Source organism: Geitlerinema sp. PCC 7407 (genome assembly GCF_000317045.1).
Taxonomy (GTDB): domain Bacteria; phylum Cyanobacteriota; class Cyanobacteriia; order PCC-7407; family PCC-7407; genus PCC-7407.
Genome location: NC_019703.1, coordinates 4182630 through 4195613, shown reverse-complemented (window position 1 = coordinate 4195613; position 12984 = coordinate 4182630). Strand labels below are relative to the sequence as shown.

12 protein-coding genes are annotated in these 12984 nt (G+C 61.7%); 5 read left to right on the top strand and 7 right to left on the bottom strand.

Annotation, left to right across the window (positions count from 1 at the left end; all coding sequences use genetic code 11):
- Positions 1 to 87: 87 nt before the first annotated feature.
- The 5 genes from GEI7407_RS17105 to GEI7407_RS21835 form a co-directional block, all read right to left on the bottom strand.
- Positions 88 to 1533: an FAD-binding domain-containing protein gene (locus GEI7407_RS17105; protein ID WP_015173466.1), complete on the bottom strand. Its 1446-nt coding sequence runs from the start codon at positions 1531 to 1533 to the stop codon at positions 88 to 90.
- A gap of 138 nt (positions 1534 to 1671) precedes the next feature.
- Positions 1672 to 2217 carry an NUDIX hydrolase gene (locus tag GEI7407_RS17100; protein ID WP_015173465.1) on the bottom strand — a complete coding sequence of 182 codons (546 nt, stop codon included), beginning with the start codon at positions 2215 to 2217 and terminating at the stop codon, positions 1672 to 1674.
- A 16-nt stretch (positions 2218 to 2233) separates the two neighbouring features.
- On the bottom strand, positions 2234 to 2710 hold the full coding sequence (gene folK / locus GEI7407_RS17095; protein WP_015173464.1) for a 2-amino-4-hydroxy-6-hydroxymethyldihydropteridine diphosphokinase: 477 nt from the start codon (positions 2708 to 2710) through the stop codon (positions 2234 to 2236).
- The gene (locus tag GEI7407_RS21175) at positions 2701 to 2919 is read right to left on the bottom strand and encodes a hypothetical protein (protein WP_015173463.1); all 219 of its coding nucleotides are present in this window, start codon (positions 2917 to 2919) and stop codon (positions 2701 to 2703) included. The genes folK and GEI7407_RS21175 overlap by 10 nt, the downstream gene beginning before the upstream one ends.
- 18 nt (positions 2920 to 2937) lie before the next feature.
- Complete coding sequence (locus tag GEI7407_RS21835; RefSeq protein WP_255347588.1) at positions 2938 to 3066, bottom strand: hypothetical protein; 129 nt, start codon at positions 3064 to 3066, stop codon at positions 2938 to 2940.
- On the opposite strand from GEI7407_RS21835, the gene GEI7407_RS17090 reads away from it, so the two are divergent.
- From GEI7407_RS17090 to GEI7407_RS17075, 4 genes are all read left to right on the top strand, one after another.
- The gene (locus GEI7407_RS17090) at positions 3065 to 4249 is read left to right on the top strand and encodes a cysteine desulfurase family protein (protein WP_015173462.1); all 1185 of its coding nucleotides are present in this window, start codon (positions 3065 to 3067) and stop codon (positions 4247 to 4249) included. The genes GEI7407_RS21835 and GEI7407_RS17090 overlap by 2 nt on opposite strands.
- 781 nt (positions 4250 to 5030) lie before the next feature.
- On the top strand, positions 5031 to 6206 hold the full coding sequence (locus GEI7407_RS17085; protein WP_015173461.1) for a Re/Si-specific NAD(P)(+) transhydrogenase subunit alpha: 1176 nt from the start codon (positions 5031 to 5033) through the stop codon (positions 6204 to 6206).
- Positions 6207 to 6209: 3 nt separating this feature from the next.
- Positions 6210 to 6503, top strand: coding sequence for an NAD(P) transhydrogenase subunit alpha (locus GEI7407_RS17080; protein ID WP_015173460.1), 294 nt, complete (start codon positions 6210 to 6212; stop codon positions 6501 to 6503).
- Complete coding sequence (locus GEI7407_RS17075; protein WP_015173459.1) at positions 6500 to 7912, top strand: NAD(P)(+) transhydrogenase (Re/Si-specific) subunit beta; 1413 nt, start codon at positions 6500 to 6502, stop codon at positions 7910 to 7912. The genes GEI7407_RS17080 and GEI7407_RS17075 overlap by 4 nt, the downstream gene beginning before the upstream one ends.
- A gap of 144 nt (positions 7913 to 8056) precedes the next feature.
- On the opposite strand, the gene GEI7407_RS17070 is transcribed toward GEI7407_RS17075, so the two are convergent.
- Both GEI7407_RS17070 and GEI7407_RS17065 read right to left on the bottom strand, forming a co-directional pair.
- A complete protein-coding gene (locus tag GEI7407_RS17070; RefSeq protein WP_015173458.1) occupies positions 8057 to 8671 on the bottom strand; it encodes an SRPBCC family protein in 615 nt (204 codons plus the stop codon).
- Positions 8672 to 8730: 59 nt separating this feature from the next.
- Positions 8731 to 10770, bottom strand: coding sequence for an ATP-binding protein (locus GEI7407_RS17065; RefSeq protein WP_081587339.1), 2040 nt, complete (start codon positions 10768 to 10770; stop codon positions 8731 to 8733).
- Between the two features lie 340 nt (positions 10771 to 11110).
- Here GEI7407_RS17065 and GEI7407_RS17060 point away from each other — a divergent pair, with 340 nt between their 5' ends.
- On the top strand, positions 11111 to 12811 hold the full coding sequence (locus tag GEI7407_RS17060; RefSeq protein WP_015173456.1) for an ATP-binding protein: 1701 nt from the start codon (positions 11111 to 11113) through the stop codon (positions 12809 to 12811).
- The last annotated feature ends 173 nt before the right edge of the window (positions 12812 to 12984 follow it).

Below are 12984 nucleotides of genomic sequence, written 5' to 3'. Positions count from 1 at the left end.
ATGAGAGAGGAATAAAATCCTCATGAATCTTCATGAACTTCTCGTGAAGATTCTGCTGCTTGGCGGGGGCGATCGCCCTCCACTCCGCTATCCTTGGGCCTTTTGCTGCTTATAGAGGTCCTTGAATTTCTGCTGCTGGACCTTGTGGTCCACGATGGGAGCCGGATAGCCGCAGCGATCGCGCACCAAAGGCAAAATCTTGCCAGAGACCAGATCCGCCGCATCCAGGCTCTTGAGCTCGGGCAGCCACTGGCGAATGTAGACCGCATCGGGGTCATACTTCTGGGCCTGGCTGGCCGGGTTGAAAATGCGCAGGGGTTTGGGGTCCATCCCGCTGGAGGCGCTCCACTGCCAGCCGCCATTGTTGGCCGACAGATCGCCGTCCACCAGCTTTTGCATGAAATACTTCTCGCCCCAGCGCCAGTCAATGATCAGGTCCTTTACCAAAAAGCTCGCCACGATCATTCGGCAGCGATTGTGCATCCAGCCGATCTCATTGAGCTGGCGCATGGCCGCGTCCACGATTGGGTAGCCGGTTCGCCCTTCGCACCAGGCCTGAAACCGGTCCTCGCGGTTTTCCCAGGGAAAGTCCTGCCACTCGCGCCGATAAGGCCCCTCTGCCAGCCGCGGAAAGAAGTACATCGCGTGCTGATAAAACTCGCGCCAAGCTAGCTCCTGCTGCCAGGTGCGAATGTTGTTTGTGCTCTCTTCGCTGCGGCTGCGGCTGAGGGCTGCGTCGGCGGCCGCCCAGACGGTCCGGATGCCGATCGCGCCAAACTTGAGGGCGGCGCTGAGTTGAGACGTTCCGGGTTCGGCGGGGAAGTCTCGCTGATCGTCGTAGACCCAGAGGCCTTCCCGCGTGCTGCTCTCACAAAAGGCTTCGAGGCGATCGCGCGCTGCCGCTTCGCCGGGGGCCAGCACCAGGTCGCCGTCCCAGCCAAACCCCAGATCCTGGGCGCTCGGAAGGGCGATCGCCCCCGCTGCGGTGGCTGCTTCGCGCTCGGAGTCGCTCAGGCCCTGGACATCGCTCAGAGTCGGCAGCGGGGCTGCTTTGGGCTGCTTTTGCCAGTTTTTCCAAAAGGGCGTGTAGACCGTGTAGGGGTCTCCGGCATTGGTGCGGATCTCCCCCGGCGCGTGGAGCAGCTGATCCCAGCTCGTGTGCAGGCCGATGCCCCGCTCCTTGAGGGCGTGGCGCACTTGCTCGTCGCGCGCCTGGGCGTAGGGCTCCACATCCCAGTTCCAGAAGACGGCCTGGGCGCTGAGGGCAGCCGCCAGGGCTGGGATTGCCTGGACTGGGTTGCCTTTCAGGATTAGCAGCTCGCTGCCCGTCCGAGCATAGGCTTCCTGAAGTGCCGCCAGACAGCCCACCATGTAGGTGACGCGGGCCGGGGCGACGTCGTCGCGCTCTAGGATGCTGGGGTCGAGGCAAAAGACGCCCACCACTTTGGAGGTGTGCTCGCGGGCGGCGGCCAGGGCGACGTTGTCACTCAGCCGCAGGTCGCGCCGGTGCCAGAACAAAATCAGATCGGTCATGGGAATGGGGACAGCAACGGTTAGAAAGGAGTCGGGGTCGAGGCAGGGAGAAAAATTTGCCCTAATTGTCGAAAAGAATGCAGGGTGCTGAGGCAGGCTGGGGCCCGGGACGGAAGAGGCGATCGCCCCCCTGAGGAGCTAGATCAGGAACGGCCGCGCCAGCGTGAAGCTAGCAATGGACTTGGCGTCAATGGGCTCGCCCGCTAGGATGGCCTGCTCGAACTCCGCAGGCGACATCAGGACGGTCTCAATGTCTTCGTCCTCGTCTTGGTGGGGCGGCGCGTCCAGCTTTTCCAAGTCCTGGGCCAAAAAGGCGTAAATAATCTCGTCGGAGTAGCCCGGTGCCAGGATGAATTCGCCCAGCTTGCGCCACTGATGGGCCTTGTAGCCGGTTTCTTCCTCGATTTCTCGCCGGATCGTCAGGCCGGGGTCTTCGCCGACCTCGACCGTGCCCGCCGGGAACTCCAGGATGCGCTGCTCGACAGCAAAGCGGTACTGACGCACCAAGACCAGCTGACCTTCGGGGGTGACCGGGACCGCTAGGGCACCGCCGGGGTGACGCACGCATTCCCACTCGCCTTCGGCCCCGTTGGGCAGGCGCAGCCGGTTGACTTCGTAGCTAAATTTTCGGCCTTGGTAGAACAGTTTTTTTTGAAGGACCTGGGGGGGTTCTTGGCCTGCCATAGCGGGGTTTAGGGGTTCACAGTTGCTGCACACCTGAACAGTCTACCGCTTGCACCCAATCCGCGATCGCCCGTCCAGAGCGCGGCTCGACCCAGTCCGGGGCGATCGCCGCTAGGGGGACCAGCACAAAGGCCCGCTCGGTGAGGCGGGGGTGGGGCAGCTGGAGCCGCGGCGTATCCAGAATGCGATCGCCCATCAGCAGCAAATCTAGATCGAGGGTGCGCGCCCCCCAGCGAGTCGTGCGCACTCGGCCAAACTGGGCTTCGGTGGCCAGCAGGACGTCGAGCAGGGCCTCCGGTTCGAGGGTGGTTGCTAGGAGGGCGCAGCCGTTGAGGTAGTCGGGCTGAGGCGGGCCGACGGGGGCTGTGCGGTACCAGGGCGATCGCGCGGTGACCTGGATGTTGGGCATCGCGTCGAGACTTGCGAGAGCCGCTTCTAAAATTTGCTGGGACTCGCCCAGGTTGCTGCCCAGGGCAATGGCCGCTAGCTGCATGGCGGGCAGCTCAAGCCGTCCCCGCAGTCCTCATCGGTGGGGTAAGGCGTCCACTGGCAGGTGGGATCGTTATAGTCATCGAAGTCATCCCCCGACGCTTTGGGGTCGATGGCTTCTGGATCTTGAGAATTAGAGCTGGTGGGGGTGTTGGAGTCAGAAGGATGGAGCGTCATGAAGCGTCGCCGAAATAAAAGCAGTCTAAAGGCCATCGTGGCCTTTTTCCCAGCCTAGCGCTCCAAAATGGGCGATCGCCACTGACCCGAGTTAGATCCGGGCGATCGCCCCCGGCCCTCCAGACCGCTCCCCAAAGGCCCGGGGCACAATAGAAACAAGTCTTCCGGTTGCGCCTCTGCCATGCATCGCCCCATCTATCTGGACTGCCACGCCACCACGCCCCTGGACCCACGCGTCTTCGAGGCGATGCGCCCCTTTTTCCTGGAGCACTTCGGCAATCCGGCCAGCGTGACCCACGTCTATGGATGGGAGGCGGAGGCAGCGGTCCAGCGATCGCGGGAGGCGATCGCCCGCGCCATCAACGCCCAGCCCGAGGAAATCGTCTTCACCAGCGGCGCGACCGAGGCGAACAACCTGGCCATCAAGGGCGTCGCCGAGGCCTATTTTGCCAAGGGGCGTCACATCGTGACGGTCCAGACAGAGCACAGCGCCGTGCTCGATCCCTGCCGCTATCTGGCGACGCTGGGCTTCGAAGTCACGTTTTTGTCGGTGCAGCCCGACGGGCTGATCGACCTGGCAGACCTGGCGCGATCGCTGCGGCCTGACACGGTTTTGGTGTCGGTGATGGCGGCCAACAACGAAATCGGCGTCCTCCAGCCTCTGGCCGAGATCGGGGCGCTGTGCCGCGATCGCGGGGTGCTCTTTCATACGGACGCGGCCCAGGCGATCGCCAAAATCCCCTTCGACGTGCAGGCCCTCCACCTTGACCTGATGTCTCTAACTGCCCACAAAGCCTACGGCCCCAAGGGAATCGGCGCGCTCTACGTGCGGCGGCGCGATCCGCGAGTGACCCTGGCCCCCCAGCTCCACGGCGGCGGCCACGAGCGGGGCCGGCGATCGGGCACCCTGCCCACGCCCCAGATCGTGGGCTTGGCGGAGGCGATCGCCCTGGGCGTGGCCGACCTGAGCGCCGAGGCCCAGCGCATCACAGCCCTGCGGCAGCGCCTGTGGCAGCGCCTGGAGACCCTGCCCGGCCTCTGGCTCAACGGCCACCCCACCCAGCGCCTGCCCGGCAACCTCAACCTCAGCGTGGCGGACGTCGACGGCCAGGCCCTGCTGCTGGGGCTCCAGTCGACGGTGGCGGTGTCCTCGGGCTCGGCCTGCACCTCCGCCAAGATCGAGCCCTCCCATGTCCTCCGAGCCTTGGGGCGATCGCCCGAGCTGGCCTTTGCGTCGATCCGGTTTGGGATTGGCCGCTTCAACACCGAAGCCGAGATCGATCAGGTGGCCGAGGCGGCGATCGCCACCATTCAGGCCCTCCGCGATACCCCGGCGATCGCCCCCGTCGATGCTGTCCGTCCCTGAGCGATCGCCGGACGCTCCAGCAACAAAATCAGAATTTTGATAGATTTCCTCAGTTTTTCCTCGTTTATTCGTGATCCCAAAACTGGATCAACTGCGCGCAAAGAATTGCTGTCAGATGATGCTGAAAGAATGCCCGATGAGTAATTTTGTTGGCGCTAATTCAAAGCATTAAAGTCAACAAAAGTATTTCAAATGATTCAAAAAATTTTTGAATTCCTTAAGGTTCTTTAAATCAGCCCTTGAGATGTGCCGGATAGATCGAGAATTTTGGCCAGAGAATTGCTCAATCAGGCTCTTGAGTCCAAGATTGAAGCGTGAAAAAGCCTTCTATAGGGGGCTTTGCGGCTTGAATGTCAGCAGGTCCATGCGTTTAGCAAATCTTATAAAAATCTAAAGTAATTCCTCAGAAAATCTGTCAACATTGCCTGAGATTTATAAGACACGTTAAAAAACCGCGACTGAATACTTCGCTCCCTCTAGGATGCAAGCATAGTCTCAGGTTTTACCGAAATTTTGCGGAGCTATTTTCCCCAATTACCTGTGCTAAATTCTGGGTTTGAGTGTCGGGCCTGCTGATGACTTCTCAGCAAAATTCTCTGATAGGTTTGGCCTAGGCATCCGGCCCTCACCTCAACACAAGTTTCCAGAGGCCGGTTAGACCCTCAGTCGCTTCACTACTGCCGTCAGTCCCCCAGCGGGTGGTTTGGGGAGTCTGCGGGCCAAGGGGCGATCGCCCCGAATTTGCGAGTTTACTGTCATCCCTCATCACGAAGGAGCATTCATGAGAATAGCCGTTGCGAAAGAGATCGAAGCTGGCGAGCGGCGCGTGGCCTTGGTGCCAGACATCGCAGGCCGCTTGGTCAAGCAAGGCCTAGAAGTGTGGATCGAAGCGGGAGCCGGGGACTTGGCTTGCTTTTCGGACGCGGCTTATGAGGCGGTGGGCGCGACCATCATCCACGATACCCAGGCGCTGTGGCGAGAAGCCGATGTGGTTTTGAAGGTCAATCCGCCCCGCATCTGGGACGGTGGCGCGTCCGAGGCGGATGCGCTGCGGTCTGGTGCGACCCTGATCGGCTTTCTCAGCCCCTTGGCAAATCCGCTGCTGACCCAGCGCTTGGCAGAGCGCCAGGTGACGGCTTTTAGCATGGAGCTGATTCCCCGCACGAGCCGCGCCCAGAGCATGGACGCGCTGTCGTCCCAGGCGGGCGTCGCGGGCTACAAGGCGGCGCTGATCGCGGCGGCGGCCCTCCCCAAGTTTTTCCCGATGCTGACCACGGCGGCGGGAACGATCCGGCCTGCCAAGGTGTTTGTGATCGGGGCAGGAGTTGCCGGTTTGCAGGCGATCGCCACGGTTCGCCGTCTAGGCGCTGTGGTGGAGGCCTTCGACATTCGCCCGGCGGTCAAAGAAGAGGTCCAGAGCTTGGGCGCTCGGTTTGTCGAGGTGACGCTGCCGGAGGATACGGTGGCGGCGGGCGGCTACGCCAAGGAAATCTCGGAGGCCTCCAAGGAGCGATCGCGCGAGGTGATCGCTGAGCACGTTCGCCAGTCCGACGTGGTGATCACCACGGCCCAGGTGCCCGGTCGCCAGGCGCCGCTGCTGGTCACCGAGGACATGGTGGCCCAGATGCAGGCGGGCTCGGTGGTGGTGGACCTAGCGGCGGACCAGGGCGGTAACTGCGCCTACAGCGAGCCCGGTCAGGAGGTGGTGCGCCACGGGGTGACCATCATTGGTCCGACCAATCTCCCGGCCTCCATGGCGATTCACTCTAGCCAGATGTACGCCAAGAATATTTCGACCCTGCTGCTCCACCTGCTGAAGGACGGCGCGCTCAACCTCAACTTTGAGGACGACATTGTCGATAGCGCCTGCCTGACCCACCAAGGGGAGGTGCGCAATTCGCGGGTCAAGGAGGCGATCGCCCAATTGACGCCCCAAATGATGGAAAGGAGCTATTAAGTCATGACTGAGACGCTGCTAGCGGGTTTGTTTGTGTTTGTGCTGGCCTCCTTTGTGGGCTTTGAGGTGATCAACAAGGTGCCGCCCACCCTGCACACGCCCCTGATGTCGGGCGCCAACGCCATCTCAGGGATCGCGGTGATCGGTGCCATGTTGGTGGCCGGTCCCGATACCTGGAATCTCTCGGTGATCCTGGGTTTGATTGCGGTGGTCCTGGCCACGGTCAACGTGGTGGGGGGCTTCCTGGTGACCGATCGCATGCTGCAAATGTTTAAGAAGAAAGAGGCAAAGGCATGAGCGAGTTTCTCCCAACCGGGATTCAGATGAGCTACTTGGTGGCGGCATCGCTGTTTATTGTCGGCCTCAAGCAGTTGGGATCTCCGGCAACGGCCCGCCAAGGCAATGTGATCGCGTCGGTGGGGATGCTGGTGGCCATTGTTGCCACGCTCCTGGAGCGCGGTGTGCTCAACTACGGCATGATTTTGGTGGCGATCGCCCTGGGATCGGTGATTGGCGCGATCGCGGCCTACAAGGTGGAAATGACCGCCATGCCCCAAATGGTGGGCCTGCTCAATGGCTTTGGGGGCGCGGCCTCGGCTCTGGTGGCGATCGCTGAATTTTGGCGACTGCTGATCACTCCGGGCGCTGTTCCCCTCGACGCCACCATCACCATGATTCTCGGCGTCCTGATTGGCGGCATCACCCTCACCGGCAGCATGATCGCCTTCGCCAAGCTCCAGGGGATTATGCGCGGCTCTCCCATTACCTTCCCCCTCCAGCAGCCCTTCAACCTCTTTTTGCTGATTAGCTTCTTTGTGGGCAGCGGCTACCTGCTGGTCCACCCCGAGAGCCCGCAGGCCTTCTTGGGCATTGTTGCCATTGCCTCGGCCCTCGGCGTGCTGTTTGTGCTGCCCATTGGCGGTGCGGACATGCCCGTGGTGATCTCCCTGCTCAACTCCTTCTCGGGTCTGGCCGCCAGCGCTGCGGGCTTCGTCCTCAGCAACAATATGCTGATCATCGCTGGTGCTCTGGTCGGCGCGTCGGGCATCATCCTGACCCAGATCATGTGCAAAGCCATGAATCGCCCCATTACCAATGTGCTCTTTGGGGCCTTTGGGGGTGGCGGTGGCGCTGCGGCTGCGAGCGGTACCGGCAGCGCGGCCGCCGTCGACAAAACGGTCCATTCTCTGGGCGCCGAGGAAGGCGCGATGATGCTGGGCTATGCTCGCTCGGTGGCGATCATTCCGGGATACGGCATGGCCGTTGCCCAGGCTCAGCACTCGGTGCGAGAGCTGGCTTCTCAGCTAGAGCGCCTCGGCGTCGAGGTGAAGTACGCCATTCACCCGGTGGCGGGCCGGATGCCGGGTCACATGAACGTCTTGCTGGCGGAGGCCAATGTGCCCTACAACCAGCTCTACGACATGGACGACATCAACCCTGACTTTGATCGGGTGGATGTGGCGCTGGTGATCGGCGCGAACGACGTGGTGAACCCAGCGGCGCGCCACGACACCGCCAGCCCGATCTACGGCATGCCGATTCTCGAAGTCGATCGCGCCCGTCACACCATCGTGATCAAGCGCGGCATGAGCACCGGTTTTGCCGGAGTCGACAATGAGCTCTTCTACAAAGACCACACCATGATGATGTTTGGTGGGGCCAAGGACGTCGTGGACCAGCTCATTTCTGAGGTGAAACAGCTCTAGCGACTCTAGAGGCGATCGCCCGTCGCCTTGATAGTTGAACACCTCTCAAATCAAAAGCGCCCGCTGAGATTTCAATCCTAGCGGGCGCTTTTGCTTGCGAATGGGTCCAGTTCAGCCGGTGCGCATCAGCGCGATCGCCTGTCCCTAGCCCTGAAAGACCTTTTGGGCCTGCTGATAGATCGACACCAGATTAATCGCCAGATCTCGGCGAATTCGCGGCTCAATGATCGCAATGGGCATGGTGCGCTTGGGCCACACCAGCAGCTTGTAGCCCAGCAGGGTGCCTGCTTGCTGATCGGGGCCGGTGTGGGGATCGAGCAGCCACGCCCCCGAAAATCCTTTGAAGTCCCCTTCCACCAGGTTGAACCGGATCGCGTGGGGGTACTCCTCCGTCATGTCGAGCACCACCCGCGCCGAAAAGTTGAGGCGCATCAGGCGCTGGGTGCCCACCTGCTCGAGGCGAATGCCGCCCTCGGGATGGGGCACCAGTCGACTCGAAGCGAGGTTGGGAATAAAGTCCGCCAGGGACTCGTAGGCGGTCAAGATTTGCCAGAGCTGCTCAGGGGAGTAGGGCACAAACAGCTTGGCGCTCAGGCGGCGCTGTCGGCCCTCGGCAGGCTCGGTCTGAATCTCGACGGCGGCCAGCAGATCGGGGTCTAGGCCCGTGTCTTCTTCGGGGGCTGGGCGCGGATCGGCGAAGATGTCATCCTCCGGCGCGGCAGCCGTGAGATTGTCGGTGTCGAATTCGTTGGCTGACATGGACACCTATTACTCCTCAGTGCGTTGGAAGGGCGCTTTGGCTCAGTTGAGAGCGAATTTTAGAGCGAATTGCCGACGGTCTGGGGCAACGTTAGGGTAAAGCGGGTTTGCCAAGCGTCTGTCTCGGGCAGCGGCTGGCTCTCGACGGCGATCGCCCCGTTGATGTGATGCACTAAACACTTTACCAGGGCCAGTCCCAGGCCCGTGCCGGGAATGGCCTGATCGGTGACGCCGGGGCAGCGCCAGAACTTCTCAAAAATCAGCGATCGCTCGTTCTCGCCAATGCCGTGACCAACATTGGTGACGCTCAAAACGATATTTTGGCCGCCCCAGCAGGCTGGCTCTGCCTGAACATCCAGGGCGATAGTCGTGTGTTGCCGGGAGTACTTGCCCGCGTTGTTGAGCAGCTCCGTCAAAATGCGCAGCAGGCTATCGGGTTCCGTCTCGAGCTGGAGCGATCGCTCTGGCAAACTCAGCACCAGAGACAGCCCTTTCTCGGCCCACTGCCCCTCAAAGGCCTCCACCAGTGGTCCTAGGGTCTGCTTGAGGTCGAGGCGCTGTATCTGGATCGGCCGTCGCTGAGACTCCAAGTGCTGCAACGCCAGCAAATCATTGATCAAGTTGGTTTCCTGGTTGCACTGGGCCTCCAGGATATTTAGGTACTTGGTGCGGCGCTCCTCTGGCAGATCGGGCTGACGCAGCATCCGAATGGCCAGGCTCATGCTGGTCAAGGGTGTGCGCAGCTCGTGGTTCATCGTGCTGACGAACTCATCTTTGACCTGGTTGAGGTGGCGCAGCTGCTCGATCTGCTGGCGAGTCTTTTCGTAGAGCTTGGCCTGTACGGCAAGGCTGCGCTGGAGCTGAGCGGTCCGCTCCTCCACCAGCGCCTGGACCTGCCGCAGGGTCTGAGTTTGAATAATCGCGGTGCTGATGTGAGCGCCGACGAGCTCGACCAGGGTCAGCTCCTCCGGTTCCCAGAGGCGCGGCTGCCGGCTCTGGAGCACCACAAAGCCCAGGACCGTACCGGGGCCGCTCGTGCTGCTCGGCGAGCCCATCAAGGGCACCAAGATCAAGGCTGGCAGGGCGCTGAGGCGAAACAGGGGCGCGATGCTGTCGGCGGGAATCACATCGGTCAGGTCCGATGGATGGGCCACGACGATGGGCTGGGGCGCGAGCTCGAAGGCGTGCTGACAGAGCGAGCACTCAGACAGCCACAGCGACTGGCCAGTCATGGGCGCGTCGGAGCTCTCGTTGCACCAGCTGGCGGACTCGCACCACATCTCTTGCTCGAGCCATTCGCACACGAGGGTGGCTCGGGTGGCCGGCGCGCCGTCCCGGGGCGCCTGCTTGAAGAGGGGATCGGAGTAGCGCAGCAGCAAAATGAATCCCCGATCGAGCTGGAGCGATCGCGCCAGGCCATTGAGCGCTAGCCGCAAAATCCGATCGAAGTCCGACGAGTTGCGCACGGCCATCGTCAGCTGGTCGATCAGCGACTGATGCTGGGCCAGGGTAAAGACTTGGTGCTGTAGCTGCATCTGGGAGAGGGCGATCGCCCCTGCATCCGCCACCATTTGCAGCAGGACTCGCTCTTCTTCACCCCAGGGTGCATCCTGGGTGGTGGCCAGCACGATGGCCCCATTCACTTGGCCATGCAGACGCGTGACGACCGCCAGCAGCGATCGCACTGGATAGATCCCGGTGCTGGTGTGCAGCAGATCTTCCCCCGCATTCATCACCAGGGGACCGCCCCGGACAAACAGATCCTCTAGGGCCTCGGCTGCCAAGATTGGCGCTGTGTCCAGGGACAAGTGACTGTCTCGATCTGCCGTGGCGTGGAGATCGCTCTTGAGCCAGTGCCGCTCGACAATGGTGCATACATCCGCCCGAAAAGCAGCGCGAAGCAGCTCTGCAACCTGGTACAGAGCCGTTTTGGGATGGGCGGTTTGGGTTAAAATTCGCGTTACTTCCCAACAGAGCATTGCTCCCTGGGGCGCGCTGGAGGCGAGGTAGGCCGGTGCGCCAACGGGGGGCCTAGCAGCGGACCAAAGCGTAGGGGGCTCGGCCGCCAAAGTCTTAATGGCATGTTGCTTTGCATCCATCTCAGACAAGCGTTTCCTGTAATTTGACCGGCCAAACGAGGGCGCTGGAAAAATAAACTCTCACCTGGAACTCAGAGGCACCGAGAATAGAGAAAAATGCAGCGAAATAAAGGGCTGAAACTACCGCGCCTAGCTTGCTACAGCCTACACTGCGCACAATGGCGACAGAATCCGTAATTGTTCTACGATCGCCAGAGAGGTCGGACGGGCGCTACGGATTTCCCGTGCAAAATCGGGTTGTCAACAGGAAAATTGCATTTCCCAGGGCCAGAAGGGCGATCGCATCTTGACCCGGGCAACCTTGGGCGTCTGGCAGCGCTTCTCACAAGCAGGAACTTTGATGGCACAAACCCCCAACGGCATCGCTCCCTCGCCCCACGTGATTGGCACGGTCAAAGGGCCAGGAGACAGCAGCAACCAGTACGTTTTCATCACCGCAGACAACCGCCACGTCAAGGTGGGCGAGTTTGTGTACTACGAGGCGTCTCCGCCGGAAGACAGCCGCACAACGCTGCAAATTTTGGGCAAGATTTCGGCCCGCCGCCTGATCGATCACCTGCCCGATCGCATTTTTGCGGACACCGAAATCAGCCCGGAGGCGATCGCCGCGCTGATTGGCTTCACCTACGCCAACCCCGAAATCTACGAAGTCACCGTCGATGTGATTGGCCATTTTCATCCGGCCCTGGGCTTCATGAATCCGCGCCTCACGCCCAAGCCCGGCACCAAGGTTTATCTGGCCAGCGACGCCACGCTCCAGCGCATCCTCAACAAAAAGCAGCCCAGGGACATCGGCTCAGCCCACATCGGCTCGCTGCTGCTGCGGGAGGGCGGCGCGGTGTCCATCGCCCTCGATGTCAAAGAACTCGTCAGCACCCACATGGCTATTCTGGCGGGGACCGGCTCGGGCAAATCCTACACAGCCGGGGTGCTGATCGAAGAGCTGCTGTCCCCCTACAACCGGGCAGCCGTGCTGATTTTTGATCCCCACGGGGAGTACAACACCCTCGAAGATCTCCGGGGCCACGCGGCCTTTCAGGGAGACGACGGCTACGCGCCCCAGGTCAAGATCCTTTCTCCTGAGCATGTGCGCATCCGGATGTCTTCTTTGGACTACTACGATGTGCTGACCCTGCTGCCGGAAATGAGCGATCGCCAGCAGTCCATCCTCAACAAAGCCTTTGGTCTGGTGCAGCAGCACCGCCGGGGCGGCGAACACCGCTGGGACGCCCAGGATCTCATTGCGGCGGTGTACGAGGTCGATCGGCAAGTGGACGAAGAGGGCAACGAAAAAGCCGGTTCCTCGGCCCCGGCCCTCGAGTGGAAGCTCGATCGCCTCCAGCGATCGCCCTATTTTCACGCCTTCGAGCACCTGCCGCCCTCAGACCTCTTCACACCGGGCCAGGTCACCGTCCTGCAAATGAACGAAATTAGCCAGGAGGAGCAGCAGGTCATCTGCGCCGCCGTCTTGCGCCAGGCCTACCACGCCCGCATGAACACCCAAAAAGGCAACATCACCGTCGGGGATGAAAACTTCCTGCCCTATCCCGTCTTCATCTTGATCGAGGAGGCCCACCGCTTTGCGCCAGCCCACGAGCCCGCCCGCTGCAAAGGGGTGTTGCGCACCATCCTCAGCGAGGGCCGCAAATTCGGGCTGGGCATGGGCCTGATTACCCAGCGGCCCGGCAAGCTGGACTCCGATGTCTTGTCCCAGTGCATGAGCCAGTTCCTGATGCGCATCGTCAACCCCGTCGATCAGGAGAGCCTCAAGCACGGCGTGGAAGCGGCGGGCCGAGACCTGCTCCAGGAGCTGCCCTCCCTGACCAAAGGCCAGGTCATCGTGTCGGGGGCCTGCGTCAACACGCCGGTGCTCTGTCAGGTGCGCCAGCGCCACACCCGCCACGGCGGCAACACCCTCGACGCCCCCGATCTCTGGCAAAAGCACTTTCAGCAGCACCACGTGCGCGAGCGCGAAGTGCAGCAGGCTCCCGTGGTCGGCCGCAAGCGTCCCCAGACTGTCCGGGGCGTCACCATCGACTAGTGGCCCGCGGCCCCGATCCGGTGCCTCAAAGCAAGCCCTCGAATCGTGCAAACGCCCGCATAAACGCCAAAAGGCTTCCGAAAAACAACGGAAGCCTTTTGGGTATTGAGCCATGAGCTGCAAGGGTCAGACGGTGTCGCTATAAGCAATCACGGTCAAGGCGACCCTATATC